Source organism: Saccharothrix sp. NRRL B-16348 (genome assembly GCF_001280085.1).
GTDB lineage: Bacteria > Actinomycetota > Actinomycetes > Mycobacteriales > Pseudonocardiaceae > Actinosynnema.
The window spans coordinates 61,036-87,465 of record NZ_LGED01000091.1 but is presented as its reverse complement, the minus strand read 5'-3'; the positions used below and the strand labels follow the sequence as shown (position 1 = coordinate 87,465).

The 26,430-nt window shown below is 70.5% G+C and carries 31 protein-coding genes; 22 read left to right on the top strand and 9 right to left on the bottom strand.

What is annotated here, in order from left to right:
* The first annotated feature begins 144 nt into the window (after positions 1-144).
* From sigE to ADK67_RS10785, 7 genes are all read left to right on the top strand, one after another.
* On the top strand, positions 145-735 hold the full coding sequence (gene sigE / locus ADK67_RS10815) for an RNA polymerase sigma factor SigE (RefSeq protein WP_053716264.1): 591 nt from the start codon (positions 145-147) through the stop codon (positions 733-735).
* A complete protein-coding gene (locus ADK67_RS10810) occupies positions 732-1,355 on the top strand; it encodes an anti-sigma factor family protein (RefSeq protein WP_053716263.1) in 624 nt (207 codons plus the stop codon). The genes sigE and ADK67_RS10810 overlap by 4 nt, the downstream gene beginning before the upstream one ends.
* 81 nt (positions 1,356-1,436) lie before the next feature.
* Entirely contained in the window at positions 1,437-2,963 is a 1,527-nt protein-coding gene (locus ADK67_RS10805) for a S1C family serine protease (protein WP_053716262.1), read from the top strand.
* A 49-nt stretch (positions 2,964-3,012) separates the two neighbouring features.
* Positions 3,013-3,393 carry a Sec-independent protein translocase protein TatB gene (tatB, locus tag ADK67_RS10800; protein ID WP_053716261.1) on the top strand — a complete coding sequence of 127 codons (381 nt, stop codon included), beginning with the start codon at positions 3,013-3,015 and terminating at the stop codon, positions 3,391-3,393.
* Between the two features lie 105 nt (positions 3,394-3,498).
* Positions 3,499-3,810, top strand: coding sequence for a PadR family transcriptional regulator (locus tag ADK67_RS10795; RefSeq protein WP_157620105.1), 312 nt, complete (start codon positions 3,499-3,501; stop codon positions 3,808-3,810).
* 5 nt (positions 3,811-3,815) lie between these two features.
* Positions 3,816-4,262: a hypothetical protein gene (locus ADK67_RS10790; RefSeq protein ID WP_157620102.1), complete on the top strand. Its 447-nt coding sequence runs from the start codon at positions 3,816-3,818 to the stop codon at positions 4,260-4,262.
* Positions 4,259-4,540, top strand: coding sequence for a hypothetical protein (locus ADK67_RS10785; RefSeq protein ID WP_157620099.1), 282 nt, complete (start codon positions 4,259-4,261; stop codon positions 4,538-4,540). The genes ADK67_RS10790 and ADK67_RS10785 overlap by 4 nt, the downstream gene beginning before the upstream one ends.
* A gap of 10 nt (positions 4,541-4,550) precedes the next feature.
* Here the strand turns inward: ADK67_RS10785 and ADK67_RS10780 are convergent, their stop codons facing one another.
* A complete protein-coding gene (locus tag ADK67_RS10780) occupies positions 4,551-5,684 on the bottom strand; it encodes an Mrp/NBP35 family ATP-binding protein (protein ID WP_053716257.1) in 1,134 nt (377 codons plus the stop codon).
* Between the two features lie 132 nt (positions 5,685-5,816).
* On the opposite strand from ADK67_RS10780, the gene ADK67_RS10775 reads away from it, so the two are divergent.
* A complete protein-coding gene (locus ADK67_RS10775) occupies positions 5,817-6,278 on the top strand; it encodes a MarR family transcriptional regulator (protein ID WP_053716256.1) in 462 nt (153 codons plus the stop codon).
* A gap of 3 nt (positions 6,279-6,281) precedes the next feature.
* On the opposite strand, the gene ADK67_RS10770 is transcribed toward ADK67_RS10775, so the two are convergent.
* The 4 genes from ADK67_RS10770 to ADK67_RS10755 are packed head-to-tail and all read right to left on the bottom strand — an operon-like array spanning position 6,282 to position 9,287.
* On the bottom strand, positions 6,282-6,794 hold the full coding sequence (locus ADK67_RS10770; protein WP_053716255.1) for a DUF1003 domain-containing protein: 513 nt from the start codon (positions 6,792-6,794) through the stop codon (positions 6,282-6,284).
* Entirely contained in the window at positions 6,787-8,040 is a 1,254-nt protein-coding gene (locus ADK67_RS10765; protein WP_157620097.1) for a magnesium transporter MgtE N-terminal domain-containing protein, read from the bottom strand. Before ADK67_RS10765 ends, ADK67_RS10770 begins: the two co-directional genes overlap by 8 nt.
* Positions 8,041-8,097: 57 nt before the next feature.
* The gene (locus ADK67_RS10760) at positions 8,098-8,955 is read right to left on the bottom strand and encodes an aminoglycoside phosphotransferase family protein (RefSeq protein ID WP_053716254.1); all 858 of its coding nucleotides are present in this window, start codon (positions 8,953-8,955) and stop codon (positions 8,098-8,100) included.
* Positions 8,952-9,287: a hypothetical protein gene (locus tag ADK67_RS10755; RefSeq protein WP_231648117.1), complete on the bottom strand. Its 336-nt coding sequence runs from the start codon at positions 9,285-9,287 to the stop codon at positions 8,952-8,954. The genes ADK67_RS10760 and ADK67_RS10755 overlap by 4 nt, the downstream gene beginning before the upstream one ends.
* Before the next feature lie 114 nt (positions 9,288-9,401).
* Between ADK67_RS10755 and ADK67_RS10750 the strand changes: the two genes are divergently transcribed.
* The 4 genes from ADK67_RS10750 (at position 9,402) to ADK67_RS10740 (ending at position 11,913) form a co-directional block, all read left to right on the top strand.
* On the top strand, positions 9,402-10,361 hold the full coding sequence (locus ADK67_RS10750; RefSeq protein WP_053716253.1) for an HpcH/HpaI aldolase/citrate lyase family protein: 960 nt from the start codon (positions 9,402-9,404) through the stop codon (positions 10,359-10,361).
* Positions 10,362-10,404: 43 nt separating this feature from the next.
* On the top strand, positions 10,405-11,457 hold the full coding sequence (locus tag ADK67_RS10745; RefSeq protein ID WP_053716252.1) for an AAA family ATPase: 1,053 nt from the start codon (positions 10,405-10,407) through the stop codon (positions 11,455-11,457).
* 28 nt (positions 11,458-11,485) lie between these two features.
* Positions 11,486-11,653: a DUF4276 family protein gene (locus ADK67_RS48860; protein ID WP_231648116.1), complete on the top strand. Its 168-nt coding sequence runs from the start codon at positions 11,486-11,488 to the stop codon at positions 11,651-11,653.
* A 98-nt stretch (positions 11,654-11,751) separates the two neighbouring features.
* Positions 11,752-11,913 carry a hypothetical protein gene (locus tag ADK67_RS10740; RefSeq protein ID WP_157620094.1) on the top strand — a complete coding sequence of 54 codons (162 nt, stop codon included), beginning with the start codon at positions 11,752-11,754 and terminating at the stop codon, positions 11,911-11,913.
* A gap of 7 nt (positions 11,914-11,920) precedes the next feature.
* Here ADK67_RS10740 and ADK67_RS10735 read toward each other — a convergent pair whose 3' ends face one another.
* Positions 11,921-12,223, bottom strand: coding sequence for a DUF4190 domain-containing protein (locus tag ADK67_RS10735; protein ID WP_053716250.1), 303 nt, complete (start codon positions 12,221-12,223; stop codon positions 11,921-11,923).
* Between the two features lie 143 nt (positions 12,224-12,366).
* On the opposite strand from ADK67_RS10735, the gene ADK67_RS10730 reads away from it, so the two are divergent.
* The 8 genes from ADK67_RS10730 (at position 12,367) to ADK67_RS10695 (ending at position 21,663) form a co-directional block, all read left to right on the top strand.
* A complete protein-coding gene (locus ADK67_RS10730; RefSeq protein ID WP_053716249.1) occupies positions 12,367-13,563 on the top strand; it encodes an acyl-CoA dehydrogenase family protein in 1,197 nt (398 codons plus the stop codon).
* 848 nt (positions 13,564-14,411) lie between these two features.
* Positions 14,412-14,957: a general stress protein gene (locus ADK67_RS10725; protein WP_442974124.1), complete on the top strand. Its 546-nt coding sequence runs from the start codon at positions 14,412-14,414 to the stop codon at positions 14,955-14,957.
* A gap of 184 nt (positions 14,958-15,141) precedes the next feature.
* Positions 15,142-16,398 carry an ABC transporter substrate-binding protein gene (locus tag ADK67_RS10720; protein ID WP_053716248.1) on the top strand — a complete coding sequence of 419 codons (1,257 nt, stop codon included), beginning with the start codon at positions 15,142-15,144 and terminating at the stop codon, positions 16,396-16,398.
* Complete coding sequence (locus tag ADK67_RS10715; protein WP_053716247.1) at positions 16,395-17,333, top strand: carbohydrate ABC transporter permease; 939 nt, start codon at positions 16,395-16,397, stop codon at positions 17,331-17,333. The genes ADK67_RS10720 and ADK67_RS10715 overlap by 4 nt, the downstream gene beginning before the upstream one ends.
* Complete coding sequence (locus ADK67_RS10710; protein ID WP_053716246.1) at positions 17,333-18,178, top strand: carbohydrate ABC transporter permease; 846 nt, start codon at positions 17,333-17,335, stop codon at positions 18,176-18,178. The genes ADK67_RS10715 and ADK67_RS10710 overlap by 1 nt, the downstream gene beginning before the upstream one ends.
* A 4-nt stretch (positions 18,179-18,182) precedes the next feature.
* On the top strand, positions 18,183-19,364 hold the full coding sequence (locus tag ADK67_RS10705) for an ABC transporter ATP-binding protein (RefSeq protein ID WP_053716245.1): 1,182 nt from the start codon (positions 18,183-18,185) through the stop codon (positions 19,362-19,364).
* 285 nt (positions 19,365-19,649) lie between these two features.
* The gene (locus ADK67_RS10700) at positions 19,650-20,537 is read left to right on the top strand and encodes an SDR family NAD(P)-dependent oxidoreductase (RefSeq protein ID WP_053716244.1); all 888 of its coding nucleotides are present in this window, start codon (positions 19,650-19,652) and stop codon (positions 20,535-20,537) included.
* A 154-nt stretch (positions 20,538-20,691) separates the two neighbouring features.
* Positions 20,692-21,663, top strand: coding sequence for a hypothetical protein (locus tag ADK67_RS10695; protein ID WP_053716306.1), 972 nt, complete (start codon positions 20,692-20,694; stop codon positions 21,661-21,663).
* A 49-nt stretch (positions 21,664-21,712) separates the two neighbouring features.
* Here ADK67_RS10695 and ADK67_RS10690 read toward each other — a convergent pair whose 3' ends face one another.
* Together ADK67_RS10690 and ADK67_RS10685 are read right to left on the bottom strand one after the other, a co-directional pair.
* Positions 21,713-22,552: a hypothetical protein gene (locus tag ADK67_RS10690; protein ID WP_053716243.1), complete on the bottom strand. Its 840-nt coding sequence runs from the start codon at positions 22,550-22,552 to the stop codon at positions 21,713-21,715.
* Positions 22,553-22,564: 12 nt separating this feature from the next.
* Positions 22,565-23,221 (bottom strand): metallophosphoesterase family protein, encoded by a 657-nt coding sequence (locus ADK67_RS10685; protein WP_053716242.1) that lies wholly within the window; start codon positions 23,219-23,221, stop codon positions 22,565-22,567.
* Between the two features lie 106 nt (positions 23,222-23,327).
* Between ADK67_RS10685 and ADK67_RS10680 the strand changes: the two genes are divergently transcribed.
* Complete coding sequence (locus tag ADK67_RS10680; RefSeq protein WP_053716241.1) at positions 23,328-24,413, top strand: DUF2332 domain-containing protein; 1,086 nt, start codon at positions 23,328-23,330, stop codon at positions 24,411-24,413.
* A 140-nt stretch (positions 24,414-24,553) separates the two neighbouring features.
* On the opposite strand, the gene corA is transcribed toward ADK67_RS10680, so the two are convergent.
* Entirely contained in the window at positions 24,554-25,630 is a 1,077-nt protein-coding gene (corA, locus tag ADK67_RS10675; RefSeq protein WP_053716240.1) for a magnesium/cobalt transporter CorA, read from the bottom strand.
* Between the two features lie 296 nt (positions 25,631-25,926).
* Here corA and ADK67_RS10670 point away from each other — a divergent pair, with 296 nt between their 5' ends.
* Positions 25,927-26,430 carry a MaoC family dehydratase gene (locus ADK67_RS10670; protein ID WP_053716239.1) on the top strand — a complete coding sequence of 168 codons (504 nt, stop codon included), beginning with the start codon at positions 25,927-25,929 and terminating at the stop codon, positions 26,428-26,430.

Genomic DNA, 26,430 nt, shown 5'->3' with positions numbered 1-26,430 from the left:
AGCCGTCTCTCACGATGGTTATAAGGGAAGACGTCAAGCTGACCCCAACGCATGACGAGCAGGACCAACGGGAACACGTCAGGGGAGCCGAGCGTTGACCCGTGCAGCAGGGCAGCCAGCCCAGTGGAGGTGCTTAACCGCCCGATGCCAAAGCAGCCGACCGCCGCACCGACGGCGCCCGCACTGACCGCGCCCATCGAGGACGCGGACTGGATCGCGCCCTCGTGGGACCAAGTGGTCCGCGACCACGCCGACCGGGTGTACCGGCTGGCCTACCGCCTGTCCGGCAACCAGCACGACGCCGAGGACCTCACCCAGGAGACGTTCATCCGGGTGTTCCGCTCGCTGGCGTCGTACAAGCCCGGCACGTTCGAGGGCTGGCTGCACCGCATCACCACGAACCTCTTCCTCGACATGGCCCGCCGCCGCTCCCGCGTGCGCATGGAGGCCCTGCCCGAGGAGACCGACCGCATCCCGGGCGACGACCCGACGCCCGAGGAGATCTACGACGACACGCACCTCGACCCGGAGCTGCAGGCCGCGCTGGACGAGCTGCCGCCCGAGTTCCGCGCCGCCGTCGTGCTGTGTGACGTGGAAGGACTCTCCTACGAGGAGATCGGCGCCACCCTCGGCGTCAAACTCGGTACCGTGAGGAGCAGGATCCACCGGGGCCGCCAGGCCCTGCGGGTCGCACTGGAACGCCGTCGGGGTCTGGCTCAGGAGGACTCTGCATGACCGACCTGCGAGGTTGGCAACTGCCCGAGCAGCACCTGCTGCCCGACGCGGTCGTCGCCTTCGTCGACGGCGAGCTGTCCGCCTCGGCGCACAACAGGGCGTCCGCGCACCTGCAGCGCTGCCCGTTCTGCGCGGCCGAGGCGTACTCGCAGCAGCAGGCCCGGTCGGCCGTGCGCGCCGCCGACGCGCCGTGCGCGCCCGCGAGCCTGCTGGCCAGGCTGGGCGCGATCCCGCAGGAAGTGGAGCTGCCCAGCGCCCCGGACGGCCTCGCGGTCACCGAGGACGGCCAGCTCGTCACGGTCCAGCGGCCCGACCGGGTCGCGTTCGGCAACGGTCCCGTGCTGGGGTCCGGCCGCCCTTTCGGAACCGGCGGCGGTAGCCGCTTCGGTGCCGGTCTCTTCGGGGGTCGACGTGCGCGCCAAGGCGCCGGCGTCGTCGTCTCCGGTCTCATGCTCGGCGCGCTCGCCCTGGTCGCACCGGGCAGCGAGGACAACGCGCCGCCGCCCGCCCAGGGCAACTCGCCGCAGCCCTCGCCCGTGGTCGCGCCGTCGTTGACCGACGAACGCGAGCCCGTCGGCGTGCTGCGCCCCGCCGCGGACACCGGCCTGCTGGGTCGCTGACCAGCCCGCTGACGGCAACTTCACCGGTCACCCGGCACGATTGCCCCGCGACAACCATGGTGTGACGACGTGCGGGGAGCGATGAGCGAGCCAGAGCAGGGCAACGGGACTCCCAGGTCGGGCGTTGACGACGGGGCGCACCGCAGGCTCGCACCCCGTCCGCTGAACCGCCCGGCCGTCGACCCCGGTCAACAGGCCGTGTTCGGCCGGCCGCAGGGCGTGGCGGGCGCGTTCTCCGCCGACCGCCCGAGCCCCAACGGCAACTCGTTCGTCCAGCTCGCGCCACCGCCACCGGAAGCGCTGTCCACGGCGTTCGGCCGGCCGCGCGGCGACGCCGAGACCCGCTTGCAGCGCCCGCCGGTCGACCCGAACGGCGAGCCCGAGGTGGAGCCCGTCTTCTGGGAGGGCAAGCCGGCGGGCGACTCGTGGCGCGACCCGGGCGCGTCGGCCGTCATCGGCCCGCCCGCCGTCACCGAGCAGCCCGACACCGGACCCAAGCCGGAACCCGAGCCCGGACCGCAGCTCAGCGTGCCCGAACTGCTGTTCGGGCGGCGCGTCAAGCCGATGGCCCTGGTGCTGCTCATGGTGGCCGCGCTGGTGATCGGCGCGGGCGGCGGCGTGGTCGGCTGGCTGCTCGGTCGCGTCGGCAACCCGCTCACCGACGGCGGCGTCACGCTCGCCGAGGTCAAGCCCGGCAAGGAACGCCCGGTCGGGTCGGTCGCCGACATCGCCAAGCGGGTCACGCCCAGCGTCGTGTCGATCGAGTTCAAGGGCGCGAACGTGGCCGGCGTCGGCTCCGGTGTGGTCATCGACGGCGAGGGCTACGTGCTGACCAACGACCACGTGGTCGCCCCGGCGGCGCAGGACACGTCGGCGAAGCTGACCGTGGTCTTCACCGACGGCAAGCGGGCCGTCGCGCAGGTCGTCGGCCGTGACTCCAAGACCGACCTCGCGGTGATCAAGGTCGAGGTGGACAACCCGACCGTGCTGCAGTTCGGCGACTCCGACGAGCTGGCGGTGGGCGACACCGTGCTCGCGATCGGCTCGCCGCTGTCGCTGTCGAACACCGTGACCGAGGGCATCGTCAGCGCCCTGCACCGGCCCGTGACGGCGGCCGGCGAGAACGGCGGGCCGCAGGTCACCTACGACGCGATCCAGACCGACGCGGCCATCAACCCGGGCAACTCCGGTGGCGCGCTGGTCGACTCGTCCGGCGCGCTGGTCGGCATCAACTCGTCGATCCGCACCGAGACCGGCGGCTCGGTCGGCCTCGGGTTCGCGATCTCCGGCAACTACGCGCGCAAGGTGTCGCAGGCGTTGATCCGCGACGGCGAGGTCAAGCACGCCGACATGAACATCAACGTGCGGTCGGCGTCGGCGGAGACGGCGGAGGGCGCGCAGGTGCAGAACGTGCCCGAGGGCGGCGCGGCCGACGCGGCGGGCATCGAGGAAGGCGACGTGATCACCCGGGTCGGCGACCGGATGGTGCGCAACGCCGCGGAGCTGACCGTTGCGGTAAGGGACCATGAAATCGGCGAGACGGTGCCGGTCGTGCTGGCCAGGCAGGGCCGGGAGCTGACCGTGCAGGTGACTTTGCGGTCCGATTGACGGTTACGCTGGCAGCCAGGGCTTGGGCGCGGAAGGTGGGGGCACGAGGGTGTTCGACAGCATCGGGTGGCTTGAGATCCTCGTCATCGTCGTGGCGGGGCTGTTCATCCTCGGCCCGGAACGACTGCCCGACGCGGCCGCGTGGGTCGGCAAGACGGTGCGCAAGGTCCGCGACTACGCGACCGGCGCCCGGGAGCAGCTGAAGCAGGAGATGGGGCCCGAGTTCGAGCAGCTGCGCAAGCCCCTCGAGGACCTGCGGGAACTGCGGAACTTCGACCCCAAGCGCGCGATCACGAAGCACCTGTGGGACGACGAGCCCAGCGAGAAGCCGAACGGCCACCCCGCCGTGCCACCGGCCCGCGACACGACGATCCGGGACCGTCCGCTGGAGAGCGGCGAGCGCCCCCCGTACGACCCGGACGCCACCTGAGCTCACCATCAGGCGTCATGGCCTCCGACAGGGCAGGCTCTTATCTCTAGCTAGGTAGCGTCAGAAAGTCTAGTTAGGTAGAGTTGAATGGTGGCCGGGCCTCGGATGACACCGCAGACGATCGAGGTGCTTCGGGCGCTGCTGGACGATCCCGCGACGCCCCGCTACGGGCTCGATATCGCCCGGCAGACCGGGTTGAAGACTGGGACGCTGCACCCGATCCTGGCCCGTCTTCAGCGGATCGGGCTGGTCGAGAGCTTCTGGGAAGACCCGGCCGAGCACGAGGACCAAGGCCGGCCGCGGCGGCGTTACTACCGCCTCACCGGCCTCGGGGCGGCTCAGGCCCACCAGGTCGTGGCCCGGACCGAGGCGTCCACCGGCCGCCTGTCGGCACTGCGTCCGCGACTCGGGCACTGAGGCGGGTGGACGAAGTGTCACGAAAGCAGCAGCGCGGCCGCTGGCTCCTCCTCGTCGTGGGCGCTCCGATCGCCACTGTCGCAGCCCTCGCCGCGTTCACCGCGGCCGGTCTTTCCGCCGCTTCGGGCGTTCTCGACGACGCCGCCGGCGGCATCCTCGCCTTCGCTCTCGCCATCCTCGTCATCGCACTCCTTCTCGCAGGGGAGGGCATCACGAACCCCATCGAAATCGGCCCGTGGTCCGATGACGTGATTGCGGGCGCCAGTCGGCTGTTACCCGCTGATGCCAGGCGCGAGTACCGCGAGGAATGGGCGGCGTGGATGATCGACCTGCGCGCTGACGGGACACCTCGCGTTCGGCGGTGGATCGAGCTGCTCAGCATCATCCTGGTCGCCGCACCCCGGCTCGCGATCACGCTGCGGACGACTGCACGTCGGGCGGTGGACCGATGAGGCGACGTGCGATGGGCTTGGCCGGAGGCATCGGAGCGGCCGGAGGCATCGGCGGTGGGGTGGCTGCGGCTCTGGCGGCGGGCTGGATTGGTGTGATCCTGCTGATCGTCGCGATTGTCGTGCCCATCCTCGCGATCTGCTGGATCGTCGCCGACTCCGACCGCCCCCAACGGCTCGCCCTGCTGGTCGCGACGTGGCGAGACGGCACCACACCGCCTCGTCGAGCCGTGGGCGCGAGGTCCCGCGGCGCGATCGACGAGCCACGGGCCACGCGCTGACGGCTCGGTCTCAGCGGCCGGCCGGGGTGACGTTCAGCAGGCGTCCGGCCAGGCCGCGCGACCGCGTCGACAGCTTGCCCGCCGCGGCCGTCAGCACCTGTCCGGCGACCGACTCGGGGTGCGCCAGCACGATCGGCGTGCCCGAGTCGCCCTGCTCGCGCAGGCGCGGGTCGAGCGGGACCTGGCCCAGCAGTGGCACGTCCGCGCCGACCGCCTGCGTCAGCGAGTCGGCCACGGCCTGGCCGCCGCCCTCGCCGAACACCTCCATGCGCGTGCCGTCCGGCAGCTCCAGCCACGACATGTTCTCGATCACGCCGGCGATCCGCTGCCGCGTCTGCAACGCGATGGAACCCGCCCGCTCGGCCACCTCGGCCGCGGCCTGCTGCGGCGTCGTCACGACCAGGATCTCGGCGTTCGGCACGAGCTGCGCCACCGAGATGGCGATGTCGCCGGTGCCCGGCGGCAGGTCGAGCAGCAGCACGTCCAGGTCGCCCCAGAACACGTCGGCCAGGAACTGCTGCAACGCCCGGTGCAGCATCGGGCCGCGCCACACGACCGGCGTGTTGCCCGACGTGAACATGCCGATCGAGATGAGCTTCACACCGTGCGACTGCGGCGGCATGATCATCTTCTCGACCTGGGTGGGCTTCGCGTCCGTGCCCAGCATCCGCGGGATGGAGTGGCCGTAGATGTCGGCGTCCACCACGCCGACGGACAGCCCGCGCGCGGCCATCGCGACGGCCAGGTTCACCGTCACCGACGACTTGCCGACACCGCCCTTGCCGGACGCCACGCAGTACACCCGCGTCAACGACCCGGGCTGGGCGAACGGGATCACCGGTTCCTCGACGCCGCCGCGCAGCGTCTTGCGCAGCTCGGTGCGCTGGGAGTCGCTCATCACGTCCAGCTCGACGCGGACACCGGTCACGCCGTCGAGCGCGGACACGGCGGACGTCACGTCGGCGGTGATCTTGTCGCGCAGCGGGCAGCCGGACACGGTCAGGAACACCGCCACGTCCACGACACCGTCGTCGCCGACCACGACGCCCTTGACCATGCCGAGGTCGGTGATCGGACGCCGGATCTCCGGGTCCTGGACACCGGCCAACGCCTTCTGCACGTCGTCAACGGTAGGAAGAGTCACGGGAACGCCTTCGGGAGAGGTGGTGGGACCGCCATGCTACGGCGGGCCGTGCACCTCCAAGCTACCGGTTGGTCACCTCCGTTCCGGGGGCAGCGCGCAGCCGTTTGCGTGCTTTCCGTAACATTGGTATCCGTGCCGGAAACCGGATCTGCCCGGTTGCCCACCCGTACCGAGCTGGGGGTGTGGCGATCCTTCCTCCGGGCGCACGCGAGGCTCACTCGGATCCTGGAAGCCGAACTGATCGCCGAGCAACGCCTGTCGCTCGCGGCCTACGACGTCCTGGTCCAGCTCGCCGAGGCGCCGCAGCACCGATTGCGGATGACCGAGCTGGCCGACGCGGTGCTGCTGTCCCGCTCCGGCGTGACCAGACTCGTCGACCGCCTGGAACGCGCGGGCCTGGTGCTGCGGGAACGTGCCGACGGCGACGGCCGCGGCGTGGTGGCGGTGCTCACCGCGCAGGGCCTCGACCGGCTCCGGGTGGCGTCCGGCACGCACCTCGCGGGCGTGGTGCGGCACTTCGCGGAGGTGTTCGACCACGCCGAGCTGGAGGCGTTCGGCCGCACGTGCGACCGGCTGGGCGCCGACGAACCGTGAGCCTCACGACGACGGCACGTCGTCCTTCGCGTCCCTGACGTCCTTGGCGGGCCGCTTGCGCTCCCGGAACACCCGTTCCAGCTCGCTGCGCAGGTAGTCGCGGGTCACCACCTCGCCGACGGCGAGCCGCAGCGCGGCCAGCTCGCGGGCCAGGTACTCGGTGTCGGCCTTCGTCTGCGCGGCGCGGGCCCGGTCCTCCTCCAGCGACACCCGGTCGCGGTCGTCCTGCCGGTTCTGCGCGAGCAGGATCAGCGGCGCGGCGTACGCGGCCTGCGTGGAGAACGCCAGGTTGAGCAGGATGAACGGGTACGGGTCCCAGCGCAGCGTCACCGCGAACAGGTTCAGCGTGATCCACACGATCACCAGCAGCGTCTGCCAGAACAGGAACTTGCCGGTGCCGAGGAACCGGGCCAGGCGCTCGGAGAACCGGCCGAACGCCTCCGGGTCGAGCGACAGCCGGAACCGGTTCTCCGTGCGCGGCTGGTCGAGCCGTCGACGCGGCAGCAGCTCAGGCATGGGACAGCCCCGTCTCGCGCCAGTTGGCCGGCAGCAGGTGGTCCAGCACGTCGTCCACGGTGACCGCGCCGAGCAGGTGGTCGCTCTCGTCCACCACCGGCCCGCACACCAGGTTGTAGGCGGCGAAGTAGCGGGTCACGTCGCTGAGCGACGCGGTCGGCGACAACGTCGCCAGGTCCGTGTCCAGCACGCCCGCGACCAGGTCGGACGGCGGTTCGCGCAGCAGCCGCTGGATGTGCACGCAGCCCAGGTAGCGGCCGGTCGGCGTGGCCGTCGGCGCGCGGCACACGAACACCATGCTGGCCAGCGCGGGCGTCAGGTCCGGGTTGCGCACGTGCGCCAGTGCCTCGGCCACGGTCGCGTCCGGCGCGAGCACCACCGGTTCCGGCGTCATCAGGCCGCCCGCGGTGTCGAAGCTGTACTCCAGCAGCCGCCGCACCGGTTCGGACTCCTCCGGCTCCATCAGCCCCAGCAGCCGGTCCTGCTCGCCCTTCGGCAGCTCGGCCAGCAGGTCGGCGGCGTCGTCGGGGTTCATGGCCTCCAGGATGTCCGCGGCGCGCTCGTCGTCCAAGTGCCCCAGCAGGTCCTTCTGGTCCTCCTCGGCCATCTCCTCGATGACGTCGGCGAGCCGTTCGTCGTCCAGCGCCTCGGCCACCTCGTAGCGCCGCTTGAACGGCAGGCTGTGCAGGGCCAGCGCCACGTCCGCGGCGCGCATCGTCTCGAAGATCGCCACCAGGTGCTGCGCGCCCTGCGGCTGGCCCGCCAGCTCGGTCACCGTCAGCCCGCTCAGATCCTCCCAGCGCAGCACCTGCACCGGGCCGCGGCGGGCCAGCCGACCGGTGCGCTCCCGGACCGCGACCCGCGTCATCCGCCAGTCACGCGTGCGGCTGGGCTCCATCGCCGCGTCGACCAGCACCGCCGCCGCGCCGGAGTCGAGCGTCACGCGGGCGTCGAGCAGCTCGCCGACGACCAGCACCTCGTTGGCGCGCTGGTGGAACTGGCGCAGGTTGACCGAGCCGGTGGCGAGCGTGACGGCGTTCGGCTCGATCGACGTGACCCGCAGCATCGGCACGAAGATGCGCCGCCGGGTGGCCAGCTCCAGTACCAGGCCGAGCACGCGGGGCGGCTGGCGGTCCACCCGCAGGCCGATGACCAGGTCGCGGACCTTGCCGATCGACTCGCCGTCCGGCCCGAACACGGGCATGCCGGCGAGCTGGGCGGCGAAGACGCGGTTCACGGCGACCACGTGATCAGGTTAGTCCGCCCGGTGCGCCGCCGCTGCGTTCCACTGTGGACGGCGCGGTCACGGGCGGAAGGTGCGCGCGATCGCCTCGACCACGGTCGCCATCTCGTCCAACTCCTCGTCCAGGCACCACAGCCAGGTGTCGACGGCGCGGCAGAACGTCCAGGCGCGGGCCCGGTCGGCGTCCAGTTCGCCGATGTCGCACAGCGCGGCGAACCGGTCGCGCAGCCCGCGTTCGCCGTCCAGCTCGCCGAACCTGTTCCACAGCAACGGGATCACGCCGATCTCGCGGTCGCCGGACAGCGGTTTCGGGTCGATCAGCACCCACGGCTCCCGGTCGCCGCGCAGCACGTTCTCGTAGTGCAGGTCCTGGTTGACGAGCGTGGTCCCGGCGGTCGCGGTGAGCTCCGCGCCGAGCACGTCGGCGTGGCGGACGAGGTCGACGGGCAGCGGTCCGCCCCGGTCGGCGTTCCGCTCGGTCAGGTCCGGGAACTCGTGGCGGCGGAACTCCGGTCCGGCGGGGGTGCGCAGCCTGCGCAGCAGCCCGCCGGTGACGGCCAGCGCCTCCTCGATCGGTGCGTCGCCCAGCGACCGGGTGTGGTCCAGGCGTTCCAGGAGCAGCGCGCCCTGCTCGTCGTCGTGGTCGAGCAGGTCCACCACGCCTTGGCCGCGCCAGGCCCGCAGCGCCATCGGCTCCTGCCGGTTCTCGTCGTCCAGCCAGGTCAGCTTGAGCACGGCCGGGTGGCCGTCGGCGCGGCGCACCGGCAGGACCACGGCGGTGTGGCCGGTGAGCAGCGAGCCGTCCGGGGTGAGCCGCCAGCGGGCGCAGAACTTCGTGGCCAGGGTGGGCAGGTTCGCGCGCCACTCCCGCGATTCCTCGCCGAGGATCCGGCCGAAGTCGTCCGGGACGGTGATCACGCGAGCTCCAAGCGGTAGACCGAGTCCCACTGCGGCCTGCTGTTGAGCCGGGCGGCCCGCAGCGCCGCCGCGGTGTCGTCGTCCGGCTCGGTCAGGTGGGCGGTCGCGGCGGCGTCGACCAGGTGGGAGTGCGTGGTGGGGGAGCGGACGGTGACGGTGCACGTGACGCCGTCGGCCAGGCCCGGCACCTCCTGCTCCGTGCCGCCGACCACCACCAGGAGCGTCCCGTCGCGCCACAGCGCCCACACCAGTCGCGGCTCGTGGCCGTCCGGTCGGATCCACACCGCGGCGGCCTTGCGCAGCGCGTTGTCCAGCACCTGCTCGATCTCCACCGGTTCAGCCTGCCACGGGCCTGTGAGTCGTGACTCACGAAATAGCGGGCGCCAGGCGTGCGTGCCACCCTTCGCACAACAGGAGTTACCGGCCGGTACGAGGAGGTACCCACAGTGGTCGACCAGCAGCGTCCCCGTCGCTCGTGTCTGGCCGTGCCCGGCTCGAGCCAGAAGATGATCGACAAGGCTCGCACGCTGCCCGCGGACCAGGTGTTCCTCGACCTGGAGGACGCGTGCGCGCCGCTGGCCAAGCCGGACGCGCGCAAGACCATCGTGGCGTCGCTGAACGAGGGCGGCTGGGGCTCCCGCGCGCGGGTGGTCCGGGTGAACGACTGGACCACCGAGTGGACGTACCGCGACGTCACCGAGGTCGTCGAGGGCGCGGGCGCCAACCTGGACTGCATCATGCTGCCCAAGGTGCAGACCGCGGAGCAGGTGCACGCGCTGGACCTGCTGCTCACCCAGATCGAGAAGACCATGGGCTACGAGGTCGGGCGGATCGGCATCGAGGCGCAGATCGAGAACGCGCTGGGCCTGATCAACGTCAACGCCATCGCGACGGCCTCGCCGCGGGTGGAGACGATCATCTTCGGCCCGGCCGACTTCATGGCGTCGATCAACATGAAGTCGCTGGTCGTCGGCGAGCAGCCGCCCGGCTACGACGTGGGCGACGCCTACCACTACATCCTGATGCAGATCCTCATGGCCGCCCGCGCGCACGACAAGCAGGCCATCGACGGGCCGTACCTGCAGATCCGGGACGTCGACGGCTTCCGCCGCGTGGCGGGTCGTTCGGCCGCCCTCGGCTTCGACGGCAAGTGGGTCCTGCACCCGGGCCAGATCGACGCGGCGAACGAGGTGTACAGCCCGAAGCAGGAGGACTACGACCACGCCGAGAACATCCTCGACGCGTACGACTACTTCACGTCCGAGCAGGGCGGCAAGCGTGGCGCCGTGATGCTCGGCGACGAGATGATCGACGAGGCCTCGCGCAAGATGGCGCTGGTCATCTCGTCCAAGGGCCGTGCCGCGGGCATGGCGCGCACGAACGTGTGGTCGCCGCCGGAGGACTGAGCTGTCGCCGTTCCCGGTCGGCGCGTGGTCGTAGAGTGATCGCGTGGCCGACCGGGAGCTGAAGTCGATCGAGGTGGAGGGGTACGCCTCGATCCGCTCGGCGCGGGTCGACCTCGGCCGGCTGAACGTCCTGATCGGCGCGAACGGCGCGGGCAAGAGCAACTTCATCCGCGTGTTCGAACTGCTCGGTCGCCTGGTCGAGGAAGACCTGCGCTACTTCGTCGGCCTGAACGGCGGGGCTTCGGCGCTGCGCCACACCGATGCCGCCCACCTTCGCACGAAGATCGTCGCGTCATCCGGCGAGTACGAAGCCGTGCTGGAGCCGGCCGGCAACGATGAATTCATCTTCGCCCACGAGTCGGTCGGCTGGTCGGTCCCGGTCGAGATCGGTCGGGGGAACCGGGAGACGCGGCTCCACGAGACTGCTCGCACCGGCGTCAACGCGGCCGCATCGGGCATGATCGAAATGCTGCGCGGTTGCCGCGTCTACCACTTCCACGACACCAGCCGGAACGCCCCGGTCAAGCAGTTGGTGGCCACGGCGGACAACCTGTTGCTGCGCAGCGACGCGGGCAATCTCGCGTCTGTCCTGCTGACGCTCTCCGACAGCGACGACCAGGCCGACCAGTCGGCTTACCGGCGGATCGTGGGCGCGGTCCGGCAGGTCGCGCCCTTCTTCCGGGACTTCGTGCTTCAACCGGAGAAGGGCGACCGGCTGCGGTTGCGTTGGCGGCAACAGGACTCCGATGCCGTGTTCTCGGCCGACCAGATGTCGGACGGCACACTTCGGTTCATCTGCCTGGCGACTCTGCTCCTGCACCCTCGGCTGCCCTCGCTCGTGGTCTTGGACGAGCCGGAACTGGGGCTGCACCCCTACGCCGTCGTCCAGTTGGCCGGGCTCCTTCGGCAGGCGTCGACGCGCAGCCAGGTTCTCGTCGCCACGCAGTCGGTCACCCTGGTGAACCAGTTCGAGCTGGACGACCTGATCGTGGTCGAGCGGGTCGACGGCGCTTCCACGTTCACCCGTCCCGACCGCGAACGGCTCGGCGCGTGGCTCGAGGAGTACTCGCACCGGACTCGCCGACCGGCTGCGTGAGGACGTCCGGGTCGCCGGAGGAGCCGAGGTGGTCAACGACGGGCCCGCTACCGCGCCGTCGAAGCGGCTGCTCGACTACTGCCCCGGCTACGTCAAGACGGTCGACGGGCCGCTGGCGATCCAGGGGCTGGGCCTGGCACGCCTGCGCGCCGGGTGTCCGCACCTCGACGGCTGGCTGCGCACGTTCGAACAGTGACCGGACGCGCACGGAACGCTGACCCCACCGGTGAGCATGGCCACAACGCGTGGTGCGGATTGGCGATCATGGGGTGCTGCCTGTGCATGGTGGTCGTCGTGTCCAGACATCGAACCCCGCGCAGGCCGTTGTTCCGCCGTCGCCGTGACGACCTGCTCGAGCGCAGCTTCCGGCCCTGCCCGGCCTGCTCGCACGACGTCCACGTGTTCGCCGAGGTGTGCCGCCACTGCGGCGGGTCGTTGGAGTTGACCCGGGCCTGACCAGTGGTCAGCGCGGCGTCGGGGTCGGCAGGTTCCCGACCTCGCGGTACAGCCACACCACCAGCACGACCCACAGCACGACCGCCAGCACCCACAGCACGGTCAGCACCACGCCGATGATGAGGCCGGCCGTCGCCATGCCCCAGCCCTGCTCACCGGTCCGCCGGATCTGCTTGCGCGCCACGATGCCCAGCACGATGCCCGCCGGCGAGAACAGGAACGCCGTGATCAGCGCGGCGATCGCCATCCCGTTGGTCTGCGTGGCCGGCGGCGGGTAGTAGCCCGGTTGCGGCTGGTACGGCTGCGACATGTGGATCCCCCTGCGATTCGTGCGGGCGCACAGGCTAACCCGCTGTTTCGGTTCAGCGCGTGGCGATGAGCACCTTTGTCGCGCGAACGTGCGTTAACCCCGCCATACTCGCCGGTAACCCGAGAGCTACGAAGGGAAACGCGATGGCGCGCCTGGCCCGGACCGCAGGACTGACCGACGTCCAGGAGGAGATCCTGTCGACGGTCCGCACCTTCGTGGACAAGGAGATCATCCCGCACGCCCAGGCGCTGGAGCACGGCGACACGTACCCGGCCGACATCGTCGAGGGCATGAAGGAGATGGGCCTGTTCGGGCTCACCATCCCGGAGGAGTTCGGCGGGCTCGGCGAGTCGCTGCTGACCTACGCCCTGGTCGTCGAGCAGATCGCGCGCGGCTGGATGTCCGTGTCCGGCGTGATCAACACGCACTTCATCGTGGCGCACATGCTCAAGCAGCACGGCACGCCCGAGCAGCAGCGGAAGTACCTGCCGCGGATGGCGACCGGCGAGGTGCGCGGCTCGTTCTCCATGTCCGAGCCCGAGTTGGGCTCCGACGTGGCGGCGATCCGCACGCGGGCCGTGCGTGAGGGCGACGACTTCGTCATCAACGGCCAGAAGATGTGGCTGACCAACGGCGGCACGTCCAACCTCACCGCCGTGCTGGTGAAGACCGACGAGGGCGCGGAGAAGGCGCACCAGAACCTGACCACGTTCCTGGTGGAGAAGCCCGAGGGCTACGGCGAGGTCGTGCCCGGCCTCACCATCCCCGGCAAGATCGACAAGATGGGCTACAAGGGCGTCGACACCACCGAGATGGTGTTCGACGGCTTCCGCATCCCGGCCGAGCAGGTGCTGGGCGGCCAGACCGGGCGCGGGTTCCGGCACATGATGGACGGCGTCGAGGTCGGCCGGGTCAACGTCGCGGCTCGGGCGTGCGGCATCGCGTTGCGGTCGTTCGAGCTGGCGATCGAGTACGCGCAGCAGCGCAAGACGTTCGGCAAGCCGATCGTCGAGCACCAGGCCATCGCGTTCAAGCTGGCCGAGATGGCGACCAAGGTCGAGGCCGCCCACCTGATGATGGTGAACGCGGCGCGGCTGAAGGACTCGGGCGCGCGCAACGACGTCGAGGCGGGCATGGCCAAGCTCATCGCGTCGGAGTACTGCGCCGAGGTGACGCAGGAGGCGTTCCGGATCCATGGTGGCTATGGGTACTCCAAGGAGTACGAGATCGAGCGCCTGATGCGCGAGGCGCCGTTCCTGCTGATCGGTGAGGGCACCAGCGAGATCCAGAAGACCATCATCAGTCGGGGGCTGTTGCGCGACTACCAGTCGCGGGGGTGACGGCTGAGGGGGCGGTAGGCCTTCTTCCGGCCCTTTAAAAGCTTAAAAGCATGTCCTCGCCGGACGGGCAGATCAGCAGGATGACCCCACTGCCTGGTTCTGTGCCGGTCTCGTCGTTGGTCCGGGCTCCGTGTCATCCCACCGACCTCCACAAGGGCTACCACACGTATCAAGGGGGGCGCAGCCCACAGTCGATGCCGTCAGGCATTGGTGGACAGGCGCCCCCCTTGACACGTGCGGTAGGGCTGCGCCAGGTCGGCGGGATGACACGAAGCCCTACTTTTGATCAAAGAGCTGCCAGTGGAGTGGTTCGGGGGTCGCCGGTCGGGCGCGGTGCCGGGCCCGACACGCGGTGCGGCCGCCGACGCCCTTCTCCCCCACAGAGGGAGGGCTTCGTGTCATCCCGCCGACCTGGCTTTGCCCTACCGCGCGTGTCAAGGGGGCCTGTTCACCATTGCCTGACCAGTGCTTCTGTTGGCTGCCCCCTTGATACGTGTGGTAGCCCGGAGGGAGGTCGGTGGGATGACACGAAACCCGCACCAACAACGGACCCGGCACAGAACCAGGGCAGTGGGGTCATCCTGCTGATCTGCCCGTCCGGCGAGGACATGCTTTTAAGCTTTTGATCTTGTCAAGTCCCGACGGCAGCGCACCGACCCCGCACCGACCCCGCCCGGACCACCATCGGACCACCATCGGGTCGCCGCCGGTCGGTACCACGGTCGGGTGACCTGGTCAGCACCACGACCGGGCGGTCCGGTCAGGTCACGTTTCGCACCCTTCCCCGCAACCTGTTTCGCGCCGCCCGCCCGGTGTTGGCAGGATGGGGAGATCAGCACCGCGAAGAGGTGGTCACCGTGACGAGTTCCTTCTCCGGCCAGAACCGACCCGGGGTGCCTCCCCGGCTGCCCACCCCACCCACCGGTTGGCCCATCGGCTCGTACGGCACCTACGAGGAGGCGCAGCGCGCCGTCGACTTCCTCGCCGACGACGACTTCCCCGTCCAGGAGGTCACGATCGTGGGTGTCGACCTGATGCTCGTCGAACGGGTCACCGGTCGCCTCACCTGGGGCCGCGTGCTCGGCACCGGCGCGGCGTCGGGGGCCTGGTTCGGCCTGTTCGTCGGCGTCCTGCTCAGCCTGTTCAACACCACCCCGGGCTCCAGCCTCGGCCCGATCGTCGCGGGTCTGGTGGTCGGCATCGCGTTCGGCCTGATCTTCGCCGCCGTCGGCTACGGCTCGGCGCGTGGGAAGCGCGACTTCCAGAGCGCCAGCCAGCTCGTCGCGGGCCGTTACGACGTGCTCTGCCAGCCCCGTTCCGCCGAACGGGGCCGCGACCTGCTCGCCAAGCTCGCCATGCGCCCCTCCGACGCGGGCAAGGCCGGCAAGGACTGACGTAGAAGACAGAGGTTTACCGCACCGCCGGACCGGGTAAGGCCGTTCCGGGCTCCGGTGGTCGCGGCACCTGATCACCTGGCCCACGTTCGTTCCACCGGTCGGCCCCAGCCGGCCGGTGGGCACGACGAGGTGCCGGGCGCTGCGGTCTGGCTCCTCCGTTGTCGGGAAGGAGGCAGGACCGATGAGGGGCAAGGGTCATCGGTTGGCCGCCGCAGGGGGCGCCGCGCTGATCGCGACGTCCGCGCTGGCGGGCTGTGGTTCGGGTGACGGCGGGATCACCATCAACGTCTACAAGTACCCGCAGGAGAACTTCCAGCAGATCGTCGACAACTGCAACGACCGGGCCGCCGGCTACGAGATCGTCTACCACAAGCTGCCGCGCGAGGCGGACGGCCAGCGCGAGCAGATGGTCCGCCGGCTCGCCGCGGGCGACGACGACATGGACGTGCTGGCGCTCGACGTCACGTGGACCGCCGAACTGGCCAAGGCGGGCTGGATCAAGGAGTTCACCGGCCAGGCCAAGGCGCAGGTCGAGGACGGCACGCTGGAGACGCCGCTGGAGACCGCCCGCTACGCGGGCAGGCTGTACGGGGCGCCGGACAACACGAACGTCCAACTCCTCTGGTACCGCGGCGACCTCGTGCCCACGCCGCCGAAGACGTGGTCCGAGATGATCGAGATGGGCGCACGGCTCGAAGCGGACGGCGACGACAAGACCCCGGGCCTGGTCGCCGCCCAGGGCAAGCAGTACGAGGGCCTCGTCGTCCTCTACAACACGCTGGTCAACACCGCCGGCGGGCAGATCCTGGACGAGAGCGGCACCAAGGCCGTCGTGGACGACGGTGCGGTCAAGGCGCTCGAAGTGCTCAAGCAGTTCGCCACCTCGAAGGTCGTCGACCCGTCGTTCTCCAACGCCGCCGAGGACGACGCCCGGCTGGCCATGGAGAACGGCAAGGCCGCGTTCCAGCTGAACTGGCCGTACATCTACGCCGCCGCCCAGGCCGTGCCCGACCTCGCCCCGAACCTGAAGTGGGCGCCCTACCCGTCGATCGACGGCGACCCGGCCGAGGTCACCGTCGGCGGCATCAACTACGCGGTCAGCGCCTTCTCCCGGCACCCCGACGAGTCGTTCGACGCCGTCTCGTGCCTGCGCAGCGCGGAGAACCAGAAGTTCGCCGCCATCAACGACGGCGTGCCGCCCACCATCGAGTCCGTCTACGACGACCCGGAGATGGCCGAGCCGTACCCGATGAAGGAAGCGATCCTGGAGACGCTGAAGAACGCGAGCGCCCGCCCGCGCACCCCCGCCTACCAGAACGTCTCGACCGTCATCTCCACGATCCTGTCGCCACCGGGGGGCATCGACCCGGAGCGCACGGCCGAACGGCTGCGCAGCGAGCTCCAGGACGCGCTCGACTCGAAGGGGGTGCTGCCGTGAGCCACGCGCTGGACGCCGAGCCCCGGCTGTCGCCCAAGGCCAAGGCGGCGCTCAGCGAGGGCAAGAAGGCCGAACGACGCCTCGGCCTGCTGCTGTGCGCGCCCGCGATCCTCATCATGGCCGCCGTCGCGGGCTGGCCGATCCTCTACTCCCTCTGGCTGTCGCTGCAGCGCTACGACCTGAAGTTCCCCGACCGCACCGAGTTCGTCGGCCTCGACAACTACGTCACCGTGCTGACCAACCCCTACTGGTGGAACGCCATGTGGGTGACGGTGCTGATCACGGTGGTGTCCGTGGCGGTCGAGCTGGTGCTCGGCATGGCGCTGGCCCTGATCATGCACCGCACCCTGGTCGGCCGGGGCATCGTGCGCACGTCCACGCTCATCCCGTACGGCATCGTCACGGTCGTCGCCGCGTTCTCCTGGCGCTACGCCTGGACGCCCGGCACCGGCTACCTGGCCGAGACGGTCGCGGGCGGCGACCCGGTGCTCACCGAGAAGATCCCGGCGATCATGGTCGTGACGCTGGCCGAGATCTGGAAGACCACGCCGTTCATGGCGCTGCTGCTGATGGCGGGCCTGGCCCTGGTGCCGGACGACCTGCTCAAGGCCGCCGCGATGGACGGCGCGAGCGCGTGGCAGCGGTTCACCAAGGTCATGGTGCCGGTGATGAAGCCCGCCATCCTGGTGGCGCTGCTGTTCCGCACGCTCGACGCGTTCCGCATCTTCGACAACCTGTTCGTGCTCACGGCGGGCTCGCAGGGCACGTCGTCGGTGTCGATGCTGACCTACAACAACCTGATCAAGGGCCTGAACCTGGGCATCGGCTCCACCATGTCGGTGCTGATCTTCATCGCGGTGGCGGTCATCGCGTTCGTGTTCGTGAAGCTGTTCGGCACCGCCGCGCCCGGCGGCGACGGCGGGGGGAGGCGCTGATGGCGGGCATCGGCGGAGCGGTGACGACGGGCCGCAAGGCGCGCTGGACCGTGCTCAACGTCCTGGTGGTGGCGTACGCGCTGGTCCCGGTGCTGTGGATCGTGTCGTTGTCGTTCAAGACCAAGGAGACCTTGGGCGACGGCAACTTCATCCCGCGCGCCTGGACGTTCGACAACTACAAGGCGATCTTCGCCACCACGGAGTTCGTCCGCGCGCTGGTGAACTCGATCGGCATCGCGCTGATCGCCACGGCCGTCGCGGTCGTGTTCGGCACGATGGCCGCCTACGCGATCGCCCGGCTCGACTTCCCCGGCAAGCGGCTGCTGGTCGGGGTGTCGCTGCTGATCGCGATGTTCCCGCAGATCTCGCTGGTCTCGCCGCTGTTCGAGATCGAGCGGACGCTCGGGCTGTTCGACACGTGGCCCGGCCTGATCCTGCCGTACATCACGTTCGCGCTGCCGTTGGCGATCTACACGCTGTCGGCGTTCTTCCGCGAGATCCCGTGGGAGCTGGAGAAGGCCGCGAAGATGGACGGCGCGACGCCCGGCCAGGCGTTCCGCCGGGTCATCGCGCCGCTGGCCGCGCCCGGCGTGTTCACCACCGCGATCCTGGTGTTCATCTTCTGCTGGAACGACTTCCTGTTCGCGATCTCGCTGACCTCCACCGAGAGCTCGCGCACGGTGCCGGTCGCGCTGTCGTTCTTCACCGGCAGCTCGCAGTTCGAGGACCCGACCGGGTCGATCGCCGCCGCCGCCGTGGTGATCACCATCCCGATCATCCTCTTCGTGTTGTTCTTCCAGCGTCGGATCGTCGCCGGGTTGACCTCCGGCGCCGTCAAGGGGTGAAGCAATGGCCGAGATCGTTCTGGACAACGTGACCAAGCAGTACCCCGACGGCGCGGTGGCCGTGCGGGACGTGGACATCGAGGTCGCCGACGGCGAGTTCATCATCCTGGTCGGCCCGTCCGGCTGCGGGAAGTCCACGACCCTCAACATGATCGCGGGCCTGGAGGACATCACGTCCGGCGAGCTGCGCATCGGCGGCGAACGGGTCAACGAGCGCGCGCCCAAGGACCGCGACATCGCGATGGTGTTCCAGTCCTACGCGCTCTACCCGCACATGACGGTGAAGGAGAACATGGCCTTCCCGCTGCGGCTGGCCAAGGTGGACGACGCCACCGTGGAGAAGAAGGTCCGGGACGCCGCCGAGATCCTCGACCTGACCCACCACCTGGACCGCAAGCCGGCGAACCTGTCGGGCGGGCAGCGGCAGCGGGTCGCGATGGGGCGGGCGATCGTGCGCAGCCCCAAGGCGTTCCTGATGGACGAGCCGCTGTCGAACCTCGACGCCAAGCTGCGCGTGCAGATGCGCACGTCGGTGTCGCGGCTGCAGAAGCAGCTCGGCACCACCACCGTGTACGTCACGCACGACCAGACCGAGGCGATGACCCTCGGCGACCGGGTCGTGGTGATGCGCGGCGGCGCGGTGCAGCAGGTCGGCGCGCCGCAGTTCCTCTACGACAACCCGGCCAACCTGTTCGTCGCCGGGTTCATCGGCTCGCCCGCGATGAACTTCGTGCCCGCCGCGCTGGAGCACGGCGTGCTGCGGTCGGCGCTCGGCGACGTGCCGCTCACCGACCGGGTGCGCGGGCTGCTGGAAGTCGCCGAGGCGCCCCGCGAGGTGATCATGGGGTTGCGGCCCGAGCACTTCGAGGACGCCCGACTGGTGGACGACGCCGTTCGCTCGAACGGGGTCACGTTCACCAACCACGTGGACGTGCTGGAGTCGATGGGCTCCGACAAGTTCGCCTACTTCAGCCTCCAGGGTGAACAGGCGACGTCGGCGGAGCTGGCCGAGCTCGCGGCCGACGCGGGCTCGGCCGACGTGCCCGGCGGCGGCGTGTCGCTGGTCGCCCGGATCGCCGCGACGTCCACCGCGGTGGAGGGCGAGCCGGCCGACATCTGGTTCGACGCGGACAAGGTGCAGCTGTTCGACCCCGGCAACGGCCGCAACCTCACCTACCGCGGCTGAACCCCGCGCGTCGGAAGGCCGTCCCCGTTCACTCGACGGGGACGGCCTTTCACACTTTCCGGCGAAGCTCAACGGGAGGTTTCCGGTGGTCACGGGCCGTTGCCGACCAGTCCGGACCATCGGCAGGGACGAACTCCATAGGCCATTCAGCGCAGCAAACACACACCTCGTCGCATTTGTGGCGCTTCGGGTGCCGCCGATCCCCACGCTGGTCGAAGGCGGAAACGACTCCGGCCGTAAAGGGCCGGGGCAGGGGAGTCCGCCGAGCACAGAGAAGAGCGCGAGATGGGGATTCTTGACGGCAAAGCAGTCGTGATCACCGGGGCGGGACGAGGGTTGGGCGAGGCCTACGCGATGCACGCCGCGCAGGCCGGCGCGGCGGTCGTGGTCAACGACATCGACGCTGACCAGGCCGAACAGGTCGCTCAACACATCAGGGCGTACGGCGGGCGCGCGGTGGCGAGCACGGCGTCGGTGGCCGATCCCAGCGAGGCCGAGAAGATCGTGGGAATGTGCCAGGCCGAGTTCGGCCGGGTCGACGGCCTGGTGAACAACGCTGGGCTCAACTACGAGGCGCTGCCGTGGGAGGACGAGCCGGAATCCATCCGGCGGATCGTCGAGGTCAACCTCCTGGGAGTCATATACACCGGAATGGCCGCGATGCGCGTGATGCGCGAGCAGGGCCACGGCTCGATCGTGAACATTTCGTCAGGCGCGTTTCTCGGCCAGCGGAAACTCGCCACCTACTCGGCCACCAAAGGCGCGGTGGCGTCGCTCAGCTCGTCGTGGGCCCTCGACCTGGAAGGGGACAACATCCGGGTCAACGCCGTCTGCCCGGTCGCGCACACCCGGATGGTGTGGAAGTCGGAGCGCTCGCTGCGGGCCATCCCCGCCGACCGCACCCCCGGCAAGGTCGCGCCGCTCGTGCTGTTCCTGCTCAGCGACGCCGCCGACGGCATCACGGGCCAGATCGTGCGGTGCAACGGCAGGCAGCTGCACCTCGTCGGCCACCCGTACTTCAAGCAGCCGATCCTGGAGAGCGACACGTGGGACACCGCGTCGGTGAAGCGGGCGTTCGACGGCGTCCTCCAGGCCCACCTGGAACCGTTCGGCCTGGAGAAGCGCATGCCGCCGCGCCTGCGTGAACTGGTCGAGCCCGGCCGCACGGCCTGAGGCGGGCGGGGAGGTGCCGTCGGCGCTTCCCCGCTCCTCGGCACGGGTCCGCCCGAGTTCACCTGATTGCCGGCGCTCTGAATCGGATCTTCCCCGTTGGTCACACCTTCGGGTGATCGCCTGATAGGTGGACCTTGCTGCGACGATGCTGGACATGGGCACGCGCACTCCCCGGGTCACGGACTGGCGGCTGGTGGTGCAGTCGCGGCTGGACCGCGTGCGCGCCGACCTCGCCGCCCTCGGACCCCCGGATCCGCTCGACCAGGAGAGCCAACAGTGGCGCGGGGTGGCGGAGCAGGAGGCCGCCGTCGTCGAGGACATGGTCACGCGGGCCGAGTCGCGGTGGCGGACGGTGGCGTCGTGGTGGTCCGGGTGGCACATCGAGCGGGCCTGGCGGTCGTTGCACGAGGCCGAGATCGCGGTCGTGGCGGCGGACAGCGGGTTCCTCGGGCGGTTACCCGGCCTGAAGGCCAGGGTCGCGGAGAACCTCGACGAGCACGACCCGCGGCGGGTCGCGCTGGAGGAGCTGCGGCCCGGCGAGTTCCCGCTCGCGGTGGAGCGGGAGATCGTGGTGGACGCGCTGCGGGCGGCGTTCGACGCGTCCGACTTCGCCCACGCCGGGTCGCGGGCGCTGCGCAACAAGCTCATCGCCACGTCCGTGGTGCTGTTCGTGGTGAACACCGCGCTCGGCGTGATCGGCCTGCTCGAACCGGGCTTCGTGCCGATGTGCGTCAGCGCGGAGAAGCTGCCGACGGTGTGCCCGTCGGGCAAGTCGGCGACCGGCGCGGACGTGTGGCTGATCCAGCTGTTCGGCGCGTTCGGGGCGGTGCTCTCGGCCGTCGTCCTGCTCCTGCGCCGTCGCCCCAGCCTCTCGCCGTACGTGATGGTCGGCTACCAGGCGATGATCAAGGTCCTGCTGGGCGCGGCGCTCGCCGTGGTCGGCATCCTGGCCCTCGGCGCGGGCGTCACGACCGGCCTGATCGGGGTGGCGTCCCAGGCCGCCCTGCTGCTCTGGGCCGTCATCCTCGGGTACGGCCAGCAGGTCGCGACCCGGCTGCTCGACAGCTACACGGACCGGGTGATGGACCAGGCCCGCCCGCTGCCCAGGCTCGAAGGCCAGCGGTAGCCCCGCGAATGCCCACGGCCCCCAGCCCGCAGCCCCGCCGCGGGACGGCTCACCGGCGCGACCGCAGGGTCGAGATGACGTCGGAGTCCCACCGGTGCGTGCGGATCAGCCGGTACCGCTCGGCCGCCACCCACAGGTACGCCTCGGTCTCCGTGCGGTCGCCCACCAGGTCCGCCTGCCGCAGCAGCTCCACCACCGGCCGGTACTCCTCGGCGTGCCAGCGCCCGGCGACCGTGACCCGGTCCAGGAACACGCCCTCGTCCTGCATCAGCCGGAACCCCCACGCCTCCACGTGCTCGCCCAGCGCGGCGTACTCCCACGGGTCCGACAGCAGCACCTCCGCCCGCGCCTGCCCGCCCAGCGGCACCCGCTCCAGGAACAGCCGCCGGTAGTCCTTCACGATCAGGTCGCCCCGGTGCCGGATGCCGTGCGCCGCGATCCGCGTCACGACCTCCGTCACGTACGCGTCGATCACCTCCAGCCCCAACGCGTGCGCGACCGACACCCGGTGGTGCCCGTCCTGGACGAAGTGCAGGTCACCCACCCGGTACACCTCGATCGGCGGCACCGCCTCGCCGCGCCGCTGCGCCAGCGCCAGCCGCTGCCACCGCTCCCGCACCCGCGCCGACGTCGGCCGGAACCGCCGGTCGAAGTCACGGGTCCGGTCCACGCTGCCGACGATCGAGTCCAGCCGGATCGTCCGCAGCCCCAGCCGCCGCTCGCTGAGCATCCCCAGCGACTCCACCACCTCGTGGAACGGCAGCATGATGTTCACGTCGTCCGGCTCGCGGCGCAGCCACGCGGCCAGCCGCGACATCACCTGGCGACGGCGGGCGCGCAGGAAGTCGTTCTCCGCGTCGGCCCGCGGGAAACCGGTGTCACGGGGCACGGGGGTTCCTCCTCAGGGCACTGGGACGTCCAACACCTGGTAGCCGACCACGTTGACGACCCGGGTCGGGCCGAGCACGCGGTCCTCCTTCACCTGGCCGTGCGGGTGGATGTGCCCGTGCAGCATGACCGCGGGCCGTAACCGCCGCACGGCCTCGTGCAGGCACGCGAACCCCCGGTGCGGCGGGTCCGGCTCGTCACCGCAGTCCAGCGGCGGCGAGTGGGTGAGCAGCACGTCCACCCCGCGCCCGTCGCGCAGCCGCCGCCACCGGGCCGCCCGCAGCACCCGCCGCAACCGCCGCGCCTGCTGCCGCTCGGTCCACTGGTTCGGCCCGCCGCTGTACCGGACGGACCCGCCCAGCCCGGCGATCCGCAGCCCGGCGACGTCCACCACCCGCTCGTCGGCGTTCACCCCGCCCGCCGGACCGGGCCAGCGCGTCGGGATGCCCGCCTTCGTCCACAGGCCCCGGACGTTCGCGTACCCGGTGAGGTCGGCGTCGTGGTTGCCGGGCACGAACACGCACGGCCGGTCCAATGCGCCGGCCAGGAACTCCAGGTACTCGAACGGCAGGTCACCGGCCGCGACGACCAGGTCGACGTCGTGCCGCCGCACCCGGTCGGTCCACAGCCCCTCGACCACCTCGTCGGCCACCGCGAGCACCCTCGGCATCCACCGAGCCTAAGCGCTGCCGCCACCGACGACAGATCGCCGGTGAAAGGGTGAACAACGCGTTCCTCCCCCTGCCGCACAAGGGAAATCGGGTTAACGTCACAGGGTGCTCGCCGAGCTGTTCCTCGACGCGTCCCGCGCCTGCGAAGTCCACAGCCCGCTCACCCGCACCCTGCTGGTGGCGGCGGCGGACGACCTGGCCCGCGGCGGCATCACCGCGCGGGTGATGGCGGGCGCCGAGTGCGACCGGCACGGCACCGTGCCCGGCCTGCGGTTCGCGGGCGCGCTGCACCGGCTCGTCCTGGAGGGCCGCGCGCCGACGCTGGCCAAGCACTACCCGACGGTCGGCGGCAAACCCGACCTCGACACCCTCTGGGACGACGCGCTGACCGTGCTGCACGAGCACACCGACGAGCTGCACGCCCTGGTCACGTCCACGGTCGTGCAGACCAACGAGCCGGGCCGCAGCGCGCCCCTGTTCGGCGGCCTGCAGACCGCGACCCACCTGGCCGCGGACGAGGCGGGCCGGCGCGCCACGTTCCCGATCCGCCTGCTGGAGGTCGGCGCGTCCGGCGGCCTGAACCTGCGCCCGCACCGCGTCGCCTACCGGGTCGACGGCGTGACGTTCGGCGACCCGGGCAGCCCGTTCGCCCTCGACCCGCGGTGGACCGGCAGGCCGCCCGTCGACCTGCGCCACAACCTGCGCCTGGTCCGGCGCGCGGGCTGCGACCTCAACCCCGTCGACGTGTCCACAGAGGACGGGCGGCTGCACCTGTCGTCGTTCGTCTGGGCCGACCAGCAGGCCCGCTTCGACCGCCTCCAGGCCGCCGTGGAGCTGGCCAGGCTCGACCCCGTGCCGGTGCGGCGGGCCACCGGCCCCGAGTGGCTGGCCGAGCAGCTCGCCCGCCCGGAGCGCGACGTGCTGACCGTCGTCTGGCACTCGGTCGTCTGGCAGTACGTGTCACCGGCCGACCGCGCCATGGGCCGCGCGATCCTGGCCGACGCCGCCTCCCGGGCCACCCGGATGGCGCCGCTGGCGCTGCTGGTCTACGAGCCGCGCCGCACGCACGCCGCGGGCACGTACGAGTTCCGGCTGCTGCTCAAGCTGTGGCCGGCGGGCGTCTCGCTGCGCCTGGGCACGGGCGTGGGGCACGGCATCCCGTTCACGTGGGACACCGCGCCCTGGAACTGAGGGTCTAGGCGCCGTTGGCGATCAGCACGGTCACCGTGGTGAGCCAGCCGATCAGGAACGTGAGCACCCAGAACCGCGGGTTGGTGAACATTCTGGACATGTGAGGACATCCCGTCGCGGGCAGGGGAGGGGGAGGGGGCTCAGAGCCACTGGTTGCGACGGAATATTCGGTACAGCGTGAGGCAGACCACCAGGATCACCGAGATCACCATGGGGTAGCCGTACTTCCAGTGCGTCTCCGGCATGTAGTCGAAGTTCATGCCGTACACGCCGACGACCATGGTCGGCACGGAGATGATCGCCACCCACGCGGCGAGCTTGCGCATGTCCGAGTTCTGCTGGAGCGTGATCTTCGCCAGCACGGCGTTGACCAGCGTGGTCAGCAACTCGTCGAAGTTGATCACGCGTTCGGACACCTCGGTGAGGTGGTCGTCCACGTCGCGGAAGTACGAGCGCACCTGCTCGGGGATCAGCGGGGTGTAGCCCTCCGCCAACCGCCGCAGCGGCACGGCCAGCGGCATCACCGCCCGGCGCAGCTCCAGCACCTCGCGCTTCATCAGGTAGATCTGGTCGGCGCTGACCCGGCTGCGCGGCTGGAAGACCAGCGCCTCCATCTGGTCGATGTCGTCCTCGATGTGGTCGGTCACGTCGAGGTAGTTGTCGACCACGTGGTCGGCGATGGAGTACAGCACCGCGGCGGGCCCCGAGCGCAGCCGGTCCGGCTCCTCCTCCAGCTCGCGCCGCACCGCCGCCAGCCCCGAGTGGTTGCCGTGCCGGACCGTCACCACGAAGTCGCGCCCCAGGAACACCATGATCTCGCCGCTCTCGACGATCTCGTTGGCGGTGTCCGGCGACGAGTTCTGGATGTACCGGACCGTCTTGAGCACCATGAACAGCATGTTGTCGTAGCGCTCGAGCTTGGGCCGCTGGTGCGCGTGCACAGCGTCCTCGACGGCCAGCTCGTGCAGCCCGAACGTCTCCGCGACGCCCTGGATCTGCTCCTCGTCCGGCTCGTGCAGCCCGATCCAGACGAAACCGTCGCCGCGCTTGCGCACCTCCTCGACCGCGTCGACGTGCGACCAGCGGCCGGGCAGGCGCGTGCCGTCGACGTACACGCCGCAGTCCACGACGTACCGCGCCAGCGGCACGGGGATGGGCACCGGGGGTCGATCCTGCGCGCGGCCTCTCAAGCCGCCGAGCGAGGGCAAGCTGGGCACGGGTCCTCCAGGTGGGGAGCGTCGACTCGACGAACGACGACGGCACGTCCCCGACCGGTACCGCTGGGCCTAGCTGTGGACAGCCGGCTCCCCGATGAGGACGCGCGAGGTACTCGCAGGATGGGGGTCGTTACTCATCGGTAGTCCTCACCTCCTCGGGTCGGCCGGCTGCGGCGGTGTAGTCGCTCACAGACCAGTTGCCGAGGGTACTCCCCCGGTGCTCACACTGTCGTCCCGGTCGGAGTGGTCCTCGATCACACCGACCCACACAGGTAGCCGGCCAACGGAGGCGTGCGGTGCAGTTCGGGCGTTACTACGAGGAGTTCGAGGTCGGCGCGGTCTACAAGCACTGGCCCGGGAAGACGGTCACCGAGTACGACGACCACCTGTTCTGCCTGCTCACCATGAACCACCACCCGCTGCACATGGACGCGCACTACGCGGCGGAGACCACCGACTTCGGCAAGAACGTCGTCGTCGGCAACTACGTCTACTCGCTGCTGCTGGGCATGTCGGTGCCCGACGTGTCGGGCAAGGCCATCGCCAACCTGGAGGTGGAGTCGCTCAAGCACGTCAAGCCCACGTTCCACGGCGACACCATCTACGGTGAGACCGAGGTGCTGGACAAGACGCCCTCGAAGTCCAAGGACGACCGCGGCGTGGTCTACGTCGAGACCCGCGGGTACAAACAGGATGGAACGGTCGTCTGCGTGTTCCGCCGGAAGGTCATGGTGCCCAAGCGCTCCTACGGCGAGGCGCGCGGCGGCGAGCAGCCGGGCAGGCCCGAACCCAAGGAGTGA

Bases quoted from the DNA above. Each gene is read 5' to 3' on its own strand.
- sigE (WP_053716264.1), top strand. From the start codon at position 145: ATGCCAAAGCAGCCGACCGCCGCACCGACGGCGCCCGCACTGACCGCG.
- ADK67_RS10810 (WP_053716263.1), top strand. From the start codon at position 732: ATGACCGACCTGCGAGGTTGGCAACTGCCCGAGCAGCACCTGCTGCCC.
- ADK67_RS10805 (WP_053716262.1), top strand. From the start codon at position 1,437: ATGAGCGAGCCAGAGCAGGGCAACGGGACTCCCAGGTCGGGCGTTGAC.
- ADK67_RS10795 (WP_157620105.1), top strand. From the start codon at position 3,499: ATGACACCGCAGACGATCGAGGTGCTTCGGGCGCTGCTGGACGATCCC.
- ADK67_RS10785 (WP_157620099.1), top strand. From the start codon at position 4,259: ATGAGGCGACGTGCGATGGGCTTGGCCGGAGGCATCGGAGCGGCCGGA.
- ADK67_RS10770 (WP_053716255.1), bottom strand. From the start codon at position 6,794: ATGCCTGAGCTGCTGCCGCGTCGACGGCTCGACCAGCCGCGCACGGAG.
- ADK67_RS10735 (WP_053716250.1), bottom strand. From the start codon at position 12,223: ATGTCGCAGCCGTACCAGCCGCAACCGGGCTACTACCCGCCGCCGGCC.
- ADK67_RS10730 (WP_053716249.1), top strand. From the start codon at position 12,367: ATGGCGCGCCTGGCCCGGACCGCAGGACTGACCGACGTCCAGGAGGAG.
- ADK67_RS10720 (WP_053716248.1), top strand. From the start codon at position 15,142: ATGAGGGGCAAGGGTCATCGGTTGGCCGCCGCAGGGGGCGCCGCGCTG.
- ADK67_RS10710 (WP_053716246.1), top strand. From the start codon at position 17,333: ATGGCGGGCATCGGCGGAGCGGTGACGACGGGCCGCAAGGCGCGCTGG.
- ADK67_RS10705 (WP_053716245.1), top strand. From the start codon at position 18,183: ATGGCCGAGATCGTTCTGGACAACGTGACCAAGCAGTACCCCGACGGC.
- ADK67_RS10700 (WP_053716244.1), top strand. From the start codon at position 19,650: ATGGGGATTCTTGACGGCAAAGCAGTCGTGATCACCGGGGCGGGACGA.
- ADK67_RS10695 (WP_053716306.1), top strand. From the start codon at position 20,692: ATGGGCACGCGCACTCCCCGGGTCACGGACTGGCGGCTGGTGGTGCAG.
- ADK67_RS10685 (WP_053716242.1), bottom strand. From the start codon at position 23,221: ATGCCGAGGGTGCTCGCGGTGGCCGACGAGGTGGTCGAGGGGCTGTGG.